Genomic DNA, 18083 nt, shown 5'->3' with positions numbered 1-18083 from the left:
GCTCCCATGCGCATTCTGCCCGTCCTCGTAGCAGCCGCCCTACTGGCGCAACCACTCACCGCAACGGCCGCGCCCACGGTGGTCAAGGAGGTCTTCGCCCCCGACGGCACCATCACCCGGGCGCGCGTGGCGCAACCCCCGACCGATGCCGCCCTGGTGGCCACCGCCGCCGAGGTCGTGCCCATCCAGCAGACCGGGCCGTCGTCGTCCCGCTTCGACCTGGTCTTCGTGGGCGACGGCTACACCGCCGCCGAGATCGGCACGTTCCACCAGCACGTTGTCGCGCGTTGGGCCGAGCTGAGCGCGATCGAGCCCTACAAGTCGCTCAAGCAGTCGTTCAACGTGTGGCAGGTCAACGTGATCTCGCAACAGTCCGGTGTGGACAACGACCCGACCCGGGGCGTCCGGCGCGCCACAGCCCTGGACATGTACTTCTGGTGCGGCAACATCGAGCGCCTGTTGTGCGTCAACGAGACGAAAGCCCGCCAGTACGCCGCTTCGGCGCCCGAGGCGGATCAGATCCTGGCCCTGGCCAACACCACCAAGTACGGCGGCGCGGGCGGTGGCGTGGCGACGTCGTCCGGTGGCAACGCGCAGGCGACGTGGATCGTGGCGCACGAACTGGGCCACTCGGTGGGAGGTCTGGCCGACGAGTACGACTACCCGAACGACCTCTACACGGGCAACGAGCCGACCGAACCCAACGTCTCCAAGCACACCAGCGCGCAGATGGCCCAGTACCGCGTGAAGTGGTACGCGCACCTGGGCAAGTCCTCACCGGACGGCGGCGTGGTCGGCACGTACGAAGGGGCCTACTACCACCGCCGAGGCGTCTACCGCCCCACGGAGAACTCGCTCATGCGCAGCTTGGGCAGGCCGTTCAACGTCATCGGCCTGGAAACCATGCGCGCGGCGATCCTCGCCCACACCCACTGACCCGACCGCCGCGGCGGTCACCCGGGGTCGCCGCGCCGCTTGCGGTGCACCACCCAGGCGAAGTCCACCACCAGCCCCACGGCGATCAGGACCAGGAACACCGCCAACCCGCGGTAGTCCGCCCGCCACAGCAGCACGGCGACCCCGGCGTTGAGCAGCACCCCGAACCCCGCCAGCCACAACCGCAACGTCAACGCGCTGCGGGGCGGGGCAGGGGGCGGCAACTCGTCCATACCGACCGGGTTCCCCGGTTCCTCCCCGGCAACCGCCCGGGAATTGTCGTACCCCGCCGGCATCCTCACCCATGACCGAGTTCGTGACCGGAAGGGGTGCGTGATGACGATCGAAGTGGCGAACAAGCGGCGGCGGCCGACCTCGGAGGACGCCGTGGTGCTGGACGTGACGTCCCGTGGGCCCGAGCCGTGGGTGCGGCTGAGCCCGTTCTACCCGCACGGCGGCATCCCGGTGCCGTTCACGCCCGACGCGGAGGGAGCGTCGGTGGAAGGGATCTGGCAAGCGCTGAAAGTGTTCGAGGGGGCGGACGTGGACGTGGGCAAGCTGTCCAGGACCACCATGAAGGGCCTCAAACGCACGGTCCGCAAACACGGGCCCGTGCGGGGCCACCGCGCGGGCCTGCACGGCTCCACCCTCCTGGACTACCGCGCCGCGCGGCGCGAGATCTACCTGCCGACCTACCGCTGGGTGCTTGAACACCGCGTCCCCGACCTGGTGGACCGGCTGCGCACGCTGTCCACAGACCGCAAGGTGATCCTGCTCGACTACACGACCAACGGGGACGTGGACGACGTGTCCACACCCCTGTCCCACGCGGCCCTGGTCACCCGCTACGCGACCCACGACTGGCCGACCTGACCCGGCCACGACACGAGAGGCCCGCCCGACCCGCCGACACCGGTCGTGGACCGCACGTTCCCGGTGCACGACCTGACCGACATCGGCGTCGAGCCCCACGCGATCACGTCCGTGCGCCTGCGGCACCGGCCCTGACCCGACGCGTCCGCGACCGACCCGGGCTCGCTAGAGCCGGACGTCGGGGTCCTCGGCCACCGAGCGCAGCGCGGTCAGCGTCGCGTGCCCCTCGGCGAGCAGGGCCGCGTCGCTGCCCGGCGTCAGCTCGCCCTCCACCACCACGGTGGTCAGCCGGATCGAGCCGTCGTCGGTCTCCTTGACCCGGCTGCGCACCATGCCGAACTCCGCCAGCCCGGCCGTGCGCGGCGGACCGGACTCCGGCCGGTTGGGCACGTTCAGGTTGAGCGTCACGCCCGGCGGCAGCTCCGCGAGCCGGTCGAACAGTCCCGCGGCCACGGTCACCGCCGTGTCCCAGTGCAGGAGGTCACCCGGCTCCAGACCCACGTCCAGCGACACCGCCAGCGCCCGCGCGCCGTTGATGGCCGCCGTGAGCGCCGCGCCGACGGTGCCCGAGTGCAGCACCGCCCGCCCGACGTTCGCGCCCCGGTTCACCCCGGACAGCACGACGTCCGGCGGCTCGCCGAACGCGCCCTGCGACGCGACCAGCGCGATCAGCCCGGGGTGCGCGGCCACGGCGTAGGCGGGCACGCCGGCCAGCCCGGGCAACGACCGCCGCTCGACCTCCACCCGCCGCTCGTCCTCGGCGGCGGTCAGCCCCGCGCTCGTGCCGCTGGACTCCCGCGCCGGCGCGGCGACCACGACCTGCCAGCCGTGCGCCACCGCGCCCCGCGCCAGGGCCGCGAGCCCCGGCGAGTCGATCCCGTCGTCGTTCGTGATCAACGCCTTCACCCGTCGTCCTCCCACCGCTCGCCGTGCGCCTTCACCCGTCCTCCCACCGCTCGCCGTGCGCCTTTCACCCGTCCTCCCACCGCTCGATCCGCACCCGGCCGACCAGCTCGCGCACCACGTCGCCGCTGCCCGACCCCAGCCCGTGCCGGGTGATGTTCACCGCGCCCGCCGCCGCGCCCAACCGCACGGCGTCCACCAGCGACTCACCCCGCGCGAGCCCGGCCGCCAACCCGGCCGTCATCGAGTCCCCGCCGCCGCGGGTGTCCACCGGGGTCAGCTCCGGCGACGACACCAGCAGGAACTCGCCCTCGACCAGCGCCAACGTGTCGTCCGACGCCCGCGACACCACCACCGCCTCGGCCCCCGTCGCCGCCACCTCCCGGCACGCCTTCGCCAGGTCGCGCAGCTCGTCGGACGCGGCCAACCCGTCGGCCACCAGCTCCTCGTGGCTGACCTTCACCACCGCCGGCCCACCGGCCAGCGCCGCGGCGAGCCGGTCACCGGACAGGTCCACCACCACGGTGCAGCCGTTGCCGCCGAGGTCGCGCGCGAGCCGCTCGTACACCGAGTCGGGCACGGGCGCGTCCTCCTCGGCCGGTCCGCTGAGCACCGCGACCCCCGCCGACAACGCCTCGACCAGCGTCATCTCGTACAGGTCGTCCAGCTCGTGGCGGGTCAGCGCGTCGGCGGGCATCCGGACCACCTCGTCCCGCGCGCCGTCGCGCCGGTCGTGCACGTAGCCGCCGTTGCGCGCGGCCACCTCGCGCACCTTCAGGTCCACCCCGATCAGGTGACCGAGCACCTCCCCGGTCTCCCCGCCCAGCGCCGCGCACACCACCACGTCCACCCCGAGGGACCGGATCATGCGCGACACCCACACGCCCTGCCCGCCGGCGTGGATGTGGATGTCGGGCTGCCCGTCGAGCTGCTCCACGGTCACGGTCAACTCCGGCGACGGTGCGAACACCGCGACACGACCTCTCGTCATGCCGGTCGTTTACCCCGTCGGGCGCGGCTCGACGCGCGATCACGCCCCTTCGCTGCGGGCCGGCGGGCAGATGTTCAGGACGTGGTCGGCGTCGGTCGCCCGGATCGGCTTGAGCACGCGGGCGGTCGTGACCACGACGGTCACCGGCACGTGCGCGCGCAGCGCCCGCCGGTGCACGTCGATCAGCATCGCGATACCCCGCGCGCCCAGGAAGTCCACGTCGGCGAGGTCGATCACCAGCGACGACGGCCGGTTGCCCAGCTGCGCCACCAGTTCCGCCCGCACCACGTCCACCGTGGCCGCGTCGATCTCCCCGGACACCATGGTCACGATCGCGTCCCGCCGCCGCGTGCTGTGCACGGACACCGGCGCGAGGACCTCCGCCCGGTTGGCCGCCCGCAGCCGCGCCAGCAGGCTCGGGCCCTCGCACTCGGGAGCGGGGTCGGGCGGCGGGTCGCCGTGCAGCAGGCGCGTCGCGAACCGGGCCACCACCTCCACCCGCGGGACCACGCCCGGCAGGTCCGCCACGACCAGCAGGTCCTCGCCGCAGCCGGTCTCCACCGCCACCGACCACCCCTGCCGCTCGTCCCACACCAGGGCCACGTCGCGGTCGGGGTGGGAGGGCAGCCGCCCCTCCAGCGCCAGGTACGCGGTGGCGGGCGGACTGGCGTCGTAGCACCAGCACTCGCCGGACAGGTCCAGCGCGTCGCCGATCCGCTCGACGTAACGGCGCAGTTCGCGGGCCGTCGTGTCGTCGAAGTCCACGTCCTCCACCGCAACCACCGCCCAGCCCCGGGAGCAACCGCGTCAGGTAGGGGTACCCCGCCGCGACGATCAGCGAATCGGCCGAAAGCGGCTGTTCCGATCAAGTGACCGGTCATGTCGGGGACATGAGGGGCCGGGCGGGACGGCTTCGGGGGCGTGCTCACCCGGACGGCCGCGATCGAACCCGAGACCCCCCGACCGCCGTGTTGGACACGGCCGCGATCGAACCCGAGACCCCCCGACCGCCGTGTTCGACGTCCACGACCGCGCCGCCGCCACCGCCGCGAGAGCCGAGTTCGCCGGTGCTCACCGCGGAGGAAGACCTCCTGGTCCCGCTACCAGGCGTCTCGGGCCGGTGACGCTGCGGTGGCCGCCTACATTGGACGCCGTGACCAGCACCGCTCTGACCAGCATCCAGGAACGCCTCTACCCGACGCTGCCGTGCTTCGGCTGCGGGCAGGCCAACGACAAGGGGCTCCGGCTGCGCAGCTACCCCGGTCCGGACGGCGTGGTCATCGCGTCGTTCACGCCGTGGCCCGAGCACGACAACGGCCTGGGCTACCTCAACGGCGGCATCATCGGCACCGTCCTGGACTGCCACAGCGCCGCCGCGGTGATGCTGGAGGCCGAACGCCAGGGCTGGCCGCCCCTGGGTGACGCGGCGCTGTCGTACGTGACGGCCGGTCTGGACGTGCGCTACCTGCGCCCGTCGCCGCTGCACGACGCGGTCGAGCTGCGCGCGGTGGTCAAGGAGGCGGCCGAACCGCAGATCACCGTGGACGTGACCCTGGTCTGGGACGGCAAGCCCCGCGCCGAAGCCACCGCCGTCTGGAAGCGCTGGCGCCCCCGCACCTGACCAGCCACACCCGCCGCACGCGACGAACGGCAGGGGCCGCGCAAGCCGCGCGGCCCCTGCCGGATCTCATACCCGATGTCTAAGGCGCGCAGGTCAGCTTCGCGTCCGCCCAGTCGCCGTGGTCGCTGCCGATCCCGTTCCCGCCGTCACCCAGCACGAGGTCGAGCACCTTGCCGCCGGTGACATCGACGTCCACCGACACCGTCGCCGAGTTCCCGGTCAGCACGGGCGAGGCGTACTTCTCCACCCCGTCCACGACCACCTTGAACACGACCGAGCCACGGTCGGCCATCTCGTCGTCCACGCCGACCTTCGCGGTGAACCGCGAGCACGTGCCGCCGAGGTTGACCTTCACGTCCGACACGGCGTGCGCGCCGAGGCCCTTGGTGTAGACGACGCCGTTGAGCGTCAACGGCTTTCCGTCACCGCCGGCGCTCTCGTTGTTGCTGCGGTCGCGTTCCACGGGACCCCAGCCGTTGGTGGCGTTGATCCACTCCAGGTCGCTGACCCACGCCTCGCCCTTCGGCGCGGGCGGCAGCGGCCGGTCGTGGACGGTGGCCGCGAAGAAGCCGATCGACGTGCCGACGGGCAGCTTCACGGCCCGCGCGGTCTTGCCGGGCGTCAGCTCGACGGTGTTGTAGAACAGCCGGTAGTCCACGTCGGTGTTCGCCGGCCCGGTCGGGGTGTTGCGGCCCTTCACCGACACGGCGAGCTTCGCGCCGCCCGTGCCCGCGTCCTGGAACGACCAGTTGGGCACCTGGAGGCTGTGCCGCGACTCGGTCCCGTCGGTGTAGAGCACGGTGACCGACCCGGTGGCGTTGGTGCTGGCCCCGGACGCGAGGAACGCGAGGTGACCGCCCTTGCCGGACACCAGGATCGGCAGGTTGGTGCCCTTCACCATGTTCGGCGTGCCGGGCGCGCCGGCCGGGAGGGTGAACTCCGCGCCGTTCGCGGTGACCTTCGCGCCGGGCGCGTACCCCTTCTCCGCGAGCAGTTCGGCCGCGAAGCTGTTGCCGTCGGGGTCGAACTTCCCGGCGGCGAAGGTCTTCGCGTCGGTGATGCCGACGGTGTCCGCCGCCTCGCCCACCGACCCGAACGGCACCAACGCGCTCGCCACGGCCGTGCTCTCGTATTGCGCGCCTCGCGCGGTGTAGCCGGCCTTCACACCGATGGTGAACTGGCCCGCCTTGCCGCTCGGCGTGACGGCGATCTTGCGCTGCACGGTCTGCCCCGGCACGACCCAGCGGAACTCCGCCCCACCCCGCGCGGTCCAACCCTCCGGAAGGGTCAAGCCGAGCGTGACGTCCCGCATGACCGCGGTGGAGTCGTTGCGGAAGCTCGCGGTCACCTCGGTGACCTGGCCGGGCGCGTTCCACAGGTCCGGCGCGGCCAGCTCGGTGACGCCGAACGAGTCGGACGCGTGCGGTCCGCCCACCGCGCTGGCGCCGGACAGCACGACGGTCGCCTGCCGGTCCGTCGAGACGGCCGCGGTCTTGACGTTCACGACACCGCCACGGTCAGACTCGTCGTAGTACCAACCGGTCTCGGCGCTCGCGTAGTCCGCTTTGGACAGTGGCCGCAGGGCCTTGCCGTCCACGACGACCGCTCCGGGCTTGGTGCCGGTGTGCGCGGTCAGCTCGTACGGGCGCTGGGCGGGCTTGCCCGCGTAGTCGCCTTCGCTGCGGCCGATGCGCACGACGACGTCACCCCGGCCGGTGGTCGGCGCGATCACCTCGAACTTCTGCGTGGCCGACGCGCCTTCGCGGTGGGCGCGGGTGACGCGGTCGTCCTCGTACAGCTCGAAGGACGACCGGCCCTTCGGGTAGACGTCGAGGGTCACGCGGTCGCCGGGCCGCTGCTCGGCGTGGCCGTTGATGCCGTCCCGCCACATCGGCACCACCGCGCCCGCCTTGACGAACAGCGGCAGCCGGTCCAGCGGGGCGTGGTAGCCGTTGAGCGTGGTCGGGCCCTTGTGCAGGCGACCGGACCAGTAGTCGATCCACGTGCCCTCGGGCAGGTAGACGCCGTTCTTGACCTCGCTGTCGGTGAACACCGGCGCGACCAGGAACTCCTTGCCCGCCAGGAACTGGTACTTGGTGGTGTCGTCCCAGGTCTTGGGGTCGTTCGGGTACTCCAGGATCAGCGACCGGTTGATCGGCGCGCCGGTGCGGTGCGCAACGGCCGCGTAGCTGTAGAAGTAGGGCAGGAGCCGTTCCCGCAGCTTGAGGTACTGCCGGTTGATCGCGGTGTACGGCTCGCCGTAGGCCCACGGCTGCTTGAACTTCGGCGTCGACCAGCCGCTCATCGTCATCAGGGCGGGGTTGAACGCCTTCCACTGCAGGTCGCGCACGTAGCTGGTGGCGCTGCCGCCGAAGATGCCGTCGATGTCGCCGGCGGCGTAGGCGATGCCGGAGTTGCCGGAGCCGTGGATCGCCGGGATCTGCCACTTGATGTTGTCCAACGTGCCGCTGTGGTCGCCGGTCCACTGCACGGCGCACCGCTGCGCGCCCGCCCAGCCCTCGACCATCCAACTGTAGCCGCGGGCGTCGCTGTGCTGCTCGATGCCGCGGTGGGCGGTGTCGCACGCCGACAGCGCGTGCCGGTAGCCGGGGCCGACCCAGGCGACGTCGAGCTTGCGCACCCGCACGCCCGCGTGGCCGACCTCCTCGGGTTGCCGGTCGAGCGCGGCTTCGGTCCACAGGCCCATCTCGATGCCCTTGTCGCGCAACGCGTCACCGGTGCTCTTGAGGGCTTCGACGTCGCGGGTGCCGACGTACTTCTCCACGCCGCCCTGGTTGGGGTTGGGGATGTAGGCGTCGCGATCGTCGCTGTAGCCGCAGCCGTAGTCGTCGTTGACGAGCATCCAGCCGCGGGGCATGTCGTTGTCGACGAACTTCTGGGCGATCTTCGCCGCGTCCGGCGTGACTTCCTTCTCCGGGTGGTACTTCCAGTCGTTGCCGGGGTCGGGGTCGAGGCCGGGGCGGTAGTGGCCGCGGTTGTAGCAGTCGGAGTCGCCGTACTCCATGCCGTAGAGCGGGGGCAGGAAGGGGCGGCCGGTGAGTTCGGTGTAGCGGTCGAGCGAGGTCTTCATGTCGCCGACGAAGTAGTACGCGTCGAACCGCTTCTCGTCGTGCCTGGTGGCGAGCGGTTCGGTGAACGCGTAGGAGCCCGGGGCGAACGTGTTGCGCAGGACGCCGTAGCCGGCGGTGCTCATGTAGTAGGGCGAGGCGTTGGGGTTGCCGCCGTCGGTCCAGTTGAAGTCGCGCGAGATCCGGATGGTCTGGCCGCGGTGCGAGAACCGACCGTTCTGCATGCCGCCGCCGACGAACTGCTCGGTGGCTTGGCGCGCCAGCGTCTGGGTGGTGGCGGTGTCGGTCCAGGTGAGGGGCTTGACCTCGGACCAGATCGTCGAGCCGTCGAGGCGGTGGAGGGAGAAGCGGAGCGGGTTCTTGCGCGCGCGGACCTCGGCCTTGGCGGTGCGCAGGGAGTAGTGGTCGCCCCGGTCGGACCAGCGCGTGGTCGGGGTGGGGTAGTCGTTCTTGACGACGATGTTCGAGGAGGGTTGCGACGGGTCCTCGGGCGCGGTGTTCGCCGGGTCGGTGAACGTGCCGTCGGGGGCGAGCCAGATCCGGAAGACGTCATCGGCCAGGAAGGACACGCGCACCTTCGCCGCGCCGGCGTCGAGCGTGTAGGTGGCCTGGTCGGCGACGAACCCGGTGACGGCCCCGAGTTCCCCGCCCGCGGCGGCGGCCGGTGGGGCGGGTGACAACGACACCACCAAGGCCGCAGCGACCCCGACCTTCCAGACCTTCCGCAGCTTTCTGCGCGATTGTCGCTCAGAGTTGCTCACTACAACCCCTTTCTGCGCAACTTTGGGCACCAGGGGCATGTCTACTGCATGAGCGCGCCAAAGTCACCAGCCACAAGCCCGGAAATTTCTTCCGGCGAGCGCCCCTCGGGGAGGGGCGGGTGCCGCGCCAAGCTCTTGGCCGTTGGGCTCCGAAACCGCCTCTGACCAGCAGAAACAGGCATCACCCAATCGTGTGAATGACAGGATCCGCGACCAAACGCCGACTCACGCGTCCCGTAAACAAGGAGCGCGGTCGACGGCCCCCTGGACCCACGGACCGGACACCCGAGCCGCCGAGGCCGGGCGGGCTGATGACGGAGGGTGGCGCTCCCGGGCCCGAGAGGCGGGCAGTCACGGGTCGGGCAGCCGCGAGAACTCGGGCCGGGAGTCGCGAGTCGCGCGCGGACCGGGACCCCGCCAGTCCGCGCCGCCCGTCACGCCGCGCCGCGCCGCCCGTCACGCCGCGCCGCCCGTCTGGCCGGCGGGTGTCTGCGCCGGCTCGAAAGTCACTTCGTCAGGTGGGCCGGGTCTTCGGCTTCGGCTACCAGGTCTTCCGGCGCGGTCAGGCGCCAGGCCTCGAAGACGAGTTCCGTCAGTTCTCGCAGGTCGATCTTCTCCAGGTACACGACCACCCAGCCGAAGCCGCCGGCCGTGAACTGCTCCTCGAACACGTCCGGGCGTTCGGCCACCAGCGCCAGTTGCTCCGACAGGGTCTGCTTCAGCCCCACGGTCTGCGTGCGCGGCCAGTAGTAGCCGAACTTCTTGCCCCGCACGCTGAACGAGCTGTACGTCCCGCTCTCCCCGCGCTTGACCTCCGCGAGCCCGTTCACGACCCGGAAGAACTCGTCGCTTCGCACACCCACCGCAATCCCCCGAAAAAGTCCCGCGAAGTATAGGACCCGGACGGGGAGGCGGCGTGGGGTCCTCCGCGTTGAGGACCCCACGCCGGATCGGAGGGGAACAACCGCACCGCGACGAAGCGCTCAGCGCAGCAGGTGCAGTGGCACGGCCGCGGCCATCGCGGCCATGCCGGCGTCGTTCGGGTGCAGGTGGTCGCCGCTGTCGTACTCCGCGCGCAACCGTTCCGGGTCGGCGGGCGCGCGCAGGGCCGCGTCGAAGTCGACCACCCCGTCGTGCTCGCCGGACGTCCGGATCCAGTGGTTGACCGCCTGCCGCGCCGCCTCGTTCGCCGGGCTGTAGAAGCCGAACGTGTCACCCTTGAACGGCGTGATCGTGCCGCCGATGATCCGCAGGCCCGCGGCGTGCGCGCGGGCGATCAACAGCCGGTGCGCGGTGATGATGTCCTCGGCGGTCACGGCTTCCGACGGCGGCGCGACGGTGCCGGGGTGACCCAGGTCGTTCACGCCCAGCAGGACGACCACGTGACCGACGCCGGGTCGGGCCAGCACGTCCCGGTCGAACCGCCGCAGCGCCGACTGGCCGAAGTACGCCGCGTAGTTCTCCGCCGGGTGCCCGGCGGGCGGGTTCGGGTCGTGCAGCAGGCGGTTGCCGCTGATGCCCGCGTTCACCACGCCCGTCCGACCGTGCAACCGCCGCGCCAGCACGTCCGGCCACCGCCGGTTCGCCCCGCGCGTGGTCTCCGCGCCGTCGGTGATGGAGTCGCCGAACGCCACCACCGTCGACCCGCCACCGGACACGCTCACCCCGGTCAGGAAGTGCCACTTGCCCAGCACCGCCGTCGGCGTGATGGCCGGCTGCGCAGCGACGTTCCCCGCCGCCACGTACCCGTCCTGGTAAGGGAAAGCGTGCACGGTCGTCGCCGCGACCCGCACCGGCAGGTAAACGCTGACCACCAGGTCCGAGTCGGCGGCGACGGTCAACGACACCGGGTCGCTCACCACCGGCGCCCCCGCCGGCACGGTCACCGACCCGCGCCCGCCGAACGTCAGCCGCCGGTCGGTCCCGGGCACGACCGCGGACCCGCCGGCGCCCCGACCCACCCGCGCCTCGCCGATCACCAGCGGCTGCGTGCCGAACTCGTTGGACAGCCGCACCCGCACCTGCCGCCCACCGGTGGACAGGTGCACGACCTGCCGCAACGTCTGGTCCTCGAACGTCGTGGTGTCCGACGCGGGCACGCCGGTGGGCGACGTCCCCCACGCCCCGACCCACGAGGACCCGCCCGCGACCGCCGACCCGACCGGGACCGGCACCAGGAGCAGCAGGACCGCCAACAGACCCCACCGCCGCACGACCGACCTCACCGCGCGGGCCGGTCGAACCGGTACCCGGCGCGCCGCAGCTCCGGCACGATCCGGTCCACGGCGTCAACGGTGTTCGCCCGGTTGGCCGGACCGTCGTGCATCAAGACCACGGCCCCCTCGGTGATGCCGTCGCGCAACCGCCGCACCAACTCGTCCGTGCTGGGCGGCGGGTCCCAGTCGCCGATCGCCAGCCGCCAGCCCAACGGCGTCATGCCCAGCGACGCGGCGACCTCCGGCGTCGCACCCCAACTGCCGTAAGGAGCGCGGAAGTACCGGATCGGCACCCCGGGCACCACGCGGTTGATCGCGGCGGACGTGCGTTCGAGGTCGGCCCTGACCTGCTCGGGCGTCGCCGACCCGAGGTCGTCGTGGGACCAGCTGTGGTTGCACAGCTTGTGCCCGTCGGCGACGATCGCCCGCACCACCTCCGGGTGCTGCTCGACCCGCTCACCCCACAGGCAGAACGTGGCCTTGACGCGGTGCTGGCGCAGCACCCGCAGCAACCGGGGCGTGTCGACCGGGTTCGGCCCGTCGTCGAAGGTGAACGCGACCGTGCGCCCGCCGTGGCGGGTCGAGTCCACGATCTCCGCGCCCTCGGCGCCCGCCGTTCCGGTCGTGAGCCCCAGCAGCAAACCCGTGGTCAGCAGAACGGTTCTCCACCGCATCCGTGCACCTCTTCTCCTCGACGGCCGGGACGCCGGCCCACTATCCGTCCGCCATTCGACCGCCAGCCAGGGGTTTCGCGGATGTTTCGTGTCTCGACTGGCGTGTACGCGCGGCCGGCCCGGGTAACCCGTCTCGCATGGCGCACGCACCCGACGCACCGACCGACCTGCCCAAGCGCTCCTGGTGGGCCGTGCTCAAGCGGACGGTCAAGGAGTTCAACGACGACAACCTCACCGACTGGGCCGCCGCGCTCACCTACTACGCGGTGCTGTCGCTGTTCCCCGGCATCCTGTTGCTGACCTCGTTGCTGGGGCTCCTCGGACCCGACGCCACGCAGTCCATCAAGGACAGTCTCGACCTGCTCGGACCGGGCGAGGCCAAGGACTTGATCATCGGCGCCATCGACAACCTCCAGAAGTCCAGCGCGATCGCCGGACCGCTCGCGATCGTCGGCCTGGTCACCGCCCTGTGGTCGGCGTCCGGCTACGTGGGCGCGTTCATGCGCGCGGCGAACTCGATCTACGACGTCGAGGAGGGCCGGCCGTTCTGGAAGGTCATCCCGCTGCGCCTCGCGCTGACCATCGGCGTCGTGGTGCTGCTGGCGCTGACCGGCCTGGGCGTCACGCTGACCGGCGGGGTCGCCGAGTGGCTGGGCGAGGCGCTGGGCCTGGGCTCGACGTTCGTGACGGTGTGGGACATCGCGAAGTGGCCGGTGCTGTTCCTGTTGGCCAGCCTGGCGATCGGGTTGCTGTTCTGGGCGTCGCCGAACGTGCGGCAGCCGTCGTGGCTGTGGATCACGCCGGGCGGGATGCTCGCGGTGCTCGCGTGGGCGGTGGCCTCGACGGGGTTCGCGCTGTACGTGGCCAACGCGGGCTCCTACAACAAGACCTACGGCTCGCTCGCCGGGGTGATCATCTTCCTGGTGTGGCTGTGGATCTCGAACCTCGCCCTGCTGCTGGGCGCGGAGCTGGACGCCGAGCTGGAGCGGGGCCGCCGGATGCACGCCGGGCAGTCCGACGGGAGTGACCCGGTGGCTCCGCCCCGTGACACCCGGGCGATGGACGCATGATTCGAGCCGCCCCGGGGTACAGGCGGCTCAACACGAAAGCTCGGGAAGGAGACGGACCATGACGGTGACCGGGATCATCAGCGCGCTGGTCGTCGGCCTCATCATCGGTGCGCTCGGCAGACTGGTGCTGCCGGGCCGGCAGAGCATCCCGATCTGGCTGACCATCCTCGTCGGTGTCGTCGCCGCGTTCATCGGCACGTTCATCGCCAACGCCCTGGGCGTCGGCGACACGCGCGGCATCGACTGGATCGAGGTCATCATCCAGGTCGCGCTGGCGGCGGTCGGCGTCAGCCTGGCGGCCGGCATGTACGGACGACGACGCTTGAGCTGAACGGCGTAGCGTCGCCTGGGCCGCCCCGAACGCTCCGGGGCGGCCCAGTCCTTTGTGGACTAACCGACGAGGACGTGCGCCTCCCACGGCCCCAGCGTGATCTTCCCGTTCTCGCGCCGGAGTTCCCCGGTGTTGGACAGCACGGGCTCCGCGTCCGGCCAGTCCAGCTCGGCGGACTGCTCGCCGCCGCACAGGTTCGCGACCACCAGCAGGCGGGTGCCGTCCAGTTCCCGTTGGTAGGCGTAGATGTGCGGGTGGTCGGCGAGCAGCATGTGGAAGTCGCCCAGCGCCACCACCGGCATGGTGTGCCGCAACTCGATCAGGCGGCGGTAGTGGTGGAACACCGAGGTCGGGTCGTCGTACTGGGCCTGCGCGTTGAGCCAGGCGTGGTTGGGGTTGACCGCGATCCACGGGGTTCCGGTGGTGAAGCCCGCCTGCGGTGAGGCGTCCCACTGGACGGGGGTGCGGGCGTTGTCGCGGCCCATGCGGTGGATGCCGTCGAGCACGGTCTCGGGCGGCATTCCCGCGGCGACCGCGTGCCGGTAGTGGTTGAGCGACTCGACGTCGCGCAGGTCTTCCAGGCCGGTGAACCTCGCGTTGGTCATGCCGAGTTCTTCGCCCTGGTACACGTACGGCGTGCCGCGGTGCAGGTGCAGCACGGTGGCCAGCGCGGTCGCCGACTCGCGCCAGTACCGGCCGTCGTCGCCGAACCGGGACACCACGCGGGCCTGGTCGTGGTTGTTCCAGTACAGCGAGTTCCAGCCGACGTCGCGCAACGCGGTCTGCCACCGGCCCAGGGACGCCTTCAAGTCGCGCAGGTCCAGCGGTTTCGGGTCGAACTTGCCGCCCGGTCCGTGGTCCAGCGCCACGTGCTCGAACTGGAACACCATGTCCACCTCGCGCCGCGCGGGGTCGGTGAACAGCCGCGCCTGCTCCCACGTGACGCCGGGCATCTCCCCCACCGTGAGGTACTCGCCGTCGCGGCCCTCGAAGACCTCGCGGTGCATCTCCTGCAGGAAGTCGTGGACGCGCGGCCGGGTGCCGTAGTGCGGGTAGCCGTTGCCCAGGCCGCTGGTGCCGGTGAGCGCGCCGTCGGGCAGGTCCGGGTCCTTGGAGATCACGTTGATGACGTCCATGCGGAAGCCGTCCACGCCGCGGTCCAGCCACCACCGCATCATGGCGTAGACCGCCTGCCGGACCTCCGGGTTCTCCCAGTTCAGGTCCGGTTGCTTGCGGTCGAACAGGTGCAGGTAGTACTCGCCGGTCGGCTCGTCCAGGGTCCAGGTCGGGCCGGAGAAGAACGACTCCCAGTTGGTCGGCTCCGCCCCCGGCTCACCGGCCGCGAACCCCTCCCGCGGCGGTCGCCACCAGTACCAGTCGCGCTTCGGGTTGTCCCTGGACGACCGGGACTCCACGAACCACGGGTGCTCGTCGGAGGTGTGGTTGACCACCAGGTCCATGATCAGCTTCATGCCGCGGGCGTGCACCTCGGACAGCAGGCGGTCGAAGTCGGCCAACGTGCCGAACACCGGGTCGATGTCCTGGTAGTCCGAGATGTCGTAGCCGTTGTCGGCCTGCGGCGAGGCGTACACCGGCGACAGCCACACCACGTCCACGCCCAGGCGGGCCAGGTGGTCGAGCTTCGCGGTGATGCCGTTCAGGTCGCCGATGCCGTCACCGTCGGAGTCGGCGAAGCTGCGCGGATAGATCTGGTAGACGACGGCGGAGGTCCACCACGGCGGTGTCTGCTCAACGGTCACGCGTCCCAGCATGGCCGCCGGCACGGAGCCGCGCAGCCGGACCGCTAGGGTGGGCGCGCCGTGATCGACGCGAGTTCGCCGGGGGACGACGTGACCGACACCAGCGCTTGGCTGCCCGACCAGACCACCTGGGTGCCCGACGAGACGGACACGACCCGGCCGTCGGCCGCGCGCGTCTACGACTTCCTGCTCGGCGGCGGCCACAACTTCGCCGCCGACCGCGCCGCCGCCGCGCGCATCGAGCAGGTGCTGCCCAACGCGCGCCGCGTGGCCCGGTCGAACCGGGCGTTCCTGCGGCGGGCCGTGCGGTACCTGGCGGAGCAGGGGATCACGCGGTTCCTGGACCTGGGCTCGGGCATCCCGACGGTCGGCAACGTGCACGAGATCGCGCGCGACGCCAACCCCGAGAGCCGGGTCGTGTACGTGGACTTCGAGTCGGTGGCGGTCGCGCACAGCCGGCTGCTGCTCGACGGTGACGAGCGGACGGCCGTGGTCGAGGCGGACCTGACCGACCCGGACACCGTGCTGGCCGACCCGGCCGTGCGGGCGCTGCTGGCCACCGACGAGCCGGTCGGGCTGCTGCTGGTGGCCGTGTTCCACTTCGTGCCCGACCACCGGGACCCGGCCGGGCTGGTCGGGCGGTACCTGTCGGCGCTGCCCGCGGGCAGCTTCGCGGCGATCTCGCACCTGACCGCCGACTTCGACGCCGAGAGCATGGCGCAGGTGGCCGAGACGATGGCGAACAGCCCGAACCCCATGTTCTTCCGGCCGTTGGACCGGGTCGCGCCGCTGTTCGCCGGACTGGACCTGGTCGAGCCGGGCCTGGTGGACGCCGACCTGTGGCGCCCGGAACCCGGCGTCACCGACCCGGACGGCCCGGCGCGCGGCGTCTACGCGGGCGTCGGCCGGGTCCGCTAGCGACCGGCCGCTCGTCTCCGCAGCTCGGTTTCCCGGTCCCGCTGGTTTTCCGGGCGCACCGCCAGCGCCACGGCCGCGCCCGCCCAGCACAGCACCGCCGTCCACACCAGGGTCGCGTCGGTGGAGGTCCGGTCCGCCACCAGCCCGGCCAACCACGGCCCGACCGTCTGCCCGGCGGCGAACACCGTCGTGAACGCGGCCAGCGTCGCCGTCGGGTCGGCGGCGCGCGCCTTGATCAACACCGTCACCGCCGCCGGCACGCACATGAACGTCAACCCGTACAACACCGCCGAGGGCACCACCGCGCCCGTCAACGCCAGTGCCGCGCTCGCACCCAGCAACGCGAGGACCGCCGCCAACGCCCGTCCACCCGGCCACGTCCGCAACGGCCGGTCCCACAGCACCGGCGCGCACACCACCGCCAGCCCGAGCACGGTCCACGTCAACGCCACGCCCACGACCGGTGTGCCGCGGTCGGCGAGGTAGGCGGACAGGAACGTGATGTAGGTGATGTACCCGACGGCGAACAGCGCGTAGGCCACGGCGACCGGCGCCAGCGCGCGGAGGTCGGCCTTCCCCCCTGCGTCGCCGGGCGCGTCCTCGGTGCGGGCGGCGGTCCAGGAGATCGCGGTCGCGAGCGCGGCGGCGAGCCCCATGCCGAGCCAGACGACGCGCCAGTGGTCGCCGAGCGCGGGGATCGTCGCGCCGCTGACCACGATCCCGAGGCCCGCGCCCGCGAAGTACACGGTCAGCACGTTCGCCCGCGCCGCGATCACCCCGCCGGTCACGAACACCAGCGCGCCGGACACCCCCGACGCGGCCCGGACCACCAGCAGGACGGTGAAGTCGGCGCTGACGGCGATGCCCGCGAGGGTGAGCGCGGTGGTCGCCATGCCCCAGCGGAACGCGGCGGTCGTGCCGAGGCGGCGGACCAGTGGCGCGGCGGCGAGTGCGCCGACCAGGTAGCCGAGCCCGTTGGCGGTGCTCATCGCGCCCGCTGCGGCGAGCGTCCAGCCGAGATCATCACGCATTCCCGGCAGCACGAGCCCATACGCGAAACGCGCGAAGCCGAGCGCGGAAGCGGTCCCCAACGACAGCCTTGCCGCCACTGCGAAACGAGTTGTCACCGCTCCGTCCCGGCCCATGCCACCTCCAGCAGATCGAACCGATCGGTACGATCACGCTAACAGGCGGATCGAACCGAGCGGTACGATCTGGTCCGTGCCCGTGGCGAAAGGCTCCACCGTCGATCCCGCCCGCACCCGTGCGGCGATCCTCGACGCCGCCACCCGTGTGTTCTACGAGCGCGGTCTGGACGGGGTGGGGGTGGCCGAGTTGTGCGGTTTGATCGGGGTGTCCAAGGAGACCCTCTACCGGCACTTCGGCACCAAGGACGACCTGGTGGACGCCGTGCTGGAGCTGCGCAGCGAGCGCGTGACCCGCTGGTTGGCCGACGCCGCGGAGGCCGCCGGGGACTCCGCCGCCGCTCGCTTGGCCGCGGTGTTCGACGCGTTGCGGGCCTGGTACTCCGAGCCCACGTTCCGGGGGTGCGCCCTGGTGAACGCGGCAGCCCAACACCACGCGCCACGCGTGCGCGCCATCACGTCCCGACACCTGAACAAGCACTTGGCGTTGTTGACCGACATCGCGCGCCGGGCGGAGTGCGCCGACCCGGACGCCGTCGGCCGCCAACTGCTCATGCTCCTGGAAGGCGCGACCATCGTCGCCGACCAACACGGCCCGGAAGCGGTGGGCACCCACGCCCGCACCGCCGCCCTCGCCCTCCTCGCAACCGCCCACCCCTGACCCCGGCACGCTCAACACCCGCCGGCGCCACACCCGCCAGCGCCACACCGGCCGCCCGCCACACCGGCCGCCCGCCGCCCCGGGGATGGCGAGCATCAGCCGCCACTGCCCGCCGCCGGCCAGGAAGTAGCCGC

General features: G+C 71.9%; 17 protein-coding genes. 7 read left to right on the top strand and 10 right to left on the bottom strand.

Going from position 1 to position 18083, the window contains the following annotated elements; translation table 11 throughout:
• Positions 1-6: 6 nt before the first annotated feature.
• Positions 7-936, top strand: a complete 930-nt coding sequence (locus AB0A74_RS26650) for a M64 family metallopeptidase (protein WP_358253549.1) — start codon at positions 7-9, stop codon at positions 934-936.
• A 17-nt stretch (positions 937-953) separates the two neighbouring features.
• Here the strand turns inward: AB0A74_RS26650 and AB0A74_RS26645 are convergent, their stop codons facing one another.
• A complete protein-coding gene (locus AB0A74_RS26645; protein WP_343931698.1) occupies positions 954-1169 on the bottom strand; it encodes a DUF6343 family protein in 216 nt (71 codons plus the stop codon).
• Between the two features lie 103 nt (positions 1170-1272).
• On the opposite strand from AB0A74_RS26645, the gene AB0A74_RS26640 reads away from it, so the two are divergent.
• Positions 1273-1809 (top strand): hypothetical protein, encoded by a 537-nt coding sequence (locus AB0A74_RS26640; RefSeq protein WP_358253547.1) that lies wholly within the window; start codon positions 1273-1275, stop codon positions 1807-1809.
• 165 nt (positions 1810-1974) lie between these two features.
• On the opposite strand, the gene AB0A74_RS26635 is transcribed toward AB0A74_RS26640, so the two are convergent.
• The 3 genes from AB0A74_RS26635 to AB0A74_RS26625 form a co-directional block, all read right to left on the bottom strand.
• Positions 1975-2715, bottom strand: a complete 741-nt coding sequence (locus AB0A74_RS26635) for a 5'/3'-nucleotidase SurE (protein WP_358253544.1) — start codon at positions 2713-2715, stop codon at positions 1975-1977.
• A 64-nt stretch (positions 2716-2779) separates the two neighbouring features.
• A complete protein-coding gene (locus tag AB0A74_RS26630) occupies positions 2780-3703 on the bottom strand; it encodes a PfkB family carbohydrate kinase (protein WP_358253542.1) in 924 nt (307 codons plus the stop codon).
• A gap of 39 nt (positions 3704-3742) precedes the next feature.
• Positions 3743-4477 carry a DUF6292 family protein gene (locus AB0A74_RS26625; protein ID WP_358253540.1) on the bottom strand — a complete coding sequence of 245 codons (735 nt, stop codon included), beginning with the start codon at positions 4475-4477 and terminating at the stop codon, positions 3743-3745.
• 379 nt (positions 4478-4856) lie between these two features.
• Here AB0A74_RS26625 and AB0A74_RS26620 point away from each other — a divergent pair, with 379 nt between their 5' ends.
• Complete coding sequence (locus AB0A74_RS26620) at positions 4857-5324, top strand: PaaI family thioesterase (RefSeq protein ID WP_358253538.1); 468 nt, start codon at positions 4857-4859, stop codon at positions 5322-5324.
• A gap of 79 nt (positions 5325-5403) precedes the next feature.
• Here the strand turns inward: AB0A74_RS26620 and AB0A74_RS26615 are convergent, their stop codons facing one another.
• The 4 genes from AB0A74_RS26615 to AB0A74_RS26600 all read right to left on the bottom strand — a co-directional run bounded on the left by AB0A74_RS26615 (position 5404) and on the right by AB0A74_RS26600 (position 12064).
• Positions 5404-9099, bottom strand: a complete 3696-nt coding sequence (locus AB0A74_RS26615; protein ID WP_358253622.1) for an NPCBM/NEW2 domain-containing protein — start codon at positions 9097-9099, stop codon at positions 5404-5406.
• Positions 9100-9680: 581 nt separating this feature from the next.
• A complete protein-coding gene (locus AB0A74_RS26610; RefSeq protein ID WP_358253536.1) occupies positions 9681-10037 on the bottom strand; it encodes an MmcQ/YjbR family DNA-binding protein in 357 nt (118 codons plus the stop codon).
• Between the two features lie 120 nt (positions 10038-10157).
• On the bottom strand, positions 10158-11387 hold the full coding sequence (locus tag AB0A74_RS26605; RefSeq protein ID WP_358253534.1) for an SGNH/GDSL hydrolase family protein: 1230 nt from the start codon (positions 11385-11387) through the stop codon (positions 10158-10160).
• Positions 11388-11395: 8 nt separating this feature from the next.
• Positions 11396-12064: a polysaccharide deacetylase family protein gene (locus AB0A74_RS26600; protein WP_358253532.1), complete on the bottom strand. Its 669-nt coding sequence runs from the start codon at positions 12062-12064 to the stop codon at positions 11396-11398.
• A gap of 137 nt (positions 12065-12201) precedes the next feature.
• Between AB0A74_RS26600 and AB0A74_RS26595 the strand changes: the two genes are divergently transcribed.
• Entirely contained in the window at positions 12202-13134 is a 933-nt protein-coding gene (locus tag AB0A74_RS26595; protein ID WP_358253531.1) for a YihY/virulence factor BrkB family protein, read from the top strand.
• 58 nt (positions 13135-13192) lie between these two features.
• Entirely contained in the window at positions 13193-13465 is a 273-nt protein-coding gene (locus AB0A74_RS26590; RefSeq protein WP_358253529.1) for a GlsB/YeaQ/YmgE family stress response membrane protein, read from the top strand.
• 59 nt (positions 13466-13524) lie between these two features.
• On the opposite strand, the gene AB0A74_RS26585 is transcribed toward AB0A74_RS26590, so the two are convergent.
• Complete coding sequence (locus tag AB0A74_RS26585) at positions 13525-15225, bottom strand: alpha-glucosidase (protein ID WP_358253527.1); 1701 nt, start codon at positions 15223-15225, stop codon at positions 13525-13527.
• A gap of 60 nt (positions 15226-15285) precedes the next feature.
• On the opposite strand from AB0A74_RS26585, the gene AB0A74_RS26580 reads away from it, so the two are divergent.
• Complete coding sequence (locus AB0A74_RS26580; RefSeq protein ID WP_358253525.1) at positions 15286-16143, top strand: SAM-dependent methyltransferase; 858 nt, start codon at positions 15286-15288, stop codon at positions 16141-16143.
• Here AB0A74_RS26580 and AB0A74_RS26575 read toward each other — a convergent pair.
• Positions 16140-17288, bottom strand: coding sequence for a YbfB/YjiJ family MFS transporter (locus tag AB0A74_RS26575; protein ID WP_358253523.1), 1149 nt, complete (start codon positions 17286-17288; stop codon positions 16140-16142). The genes AB0A74_RS26580 and AB0A74_RS26575 overlap by 4 nt on opposite strands.
• A gap of 76 nt (positions 17289-17364) precedes the next feature.
• Between AB0A74_RS26575 and AB0A74_RS26570 the strand changes: the two genes are divergently transcribed.
• A complete protein-coding gene (locus AB0A74_RS26570; RefSeq protein WP_358253521.1) occupies positions 17365-17949 on the top strand; it encodes a TetR/AcrR family transcriptional regulator in 585 nt (194 codons plus the stop codon).
• Positions 17950-18083: the final 134 nt, after the last annotated feature.

Origin of the sequence: Saccharothrix sp. NPDC042600, from assembly GCF_040647305.1 — a bacterium.
Taxonomy (GTDB): Bacteria; Actinomycetota; Actinomycetes; order Mycobacteriales; family Pseudonocardiaceae; genus Actinosynnema; species Actinosynnema mutabilis.
This window is presented reverse-complemented; position numbering and strand designations above follow the sequence as displayed.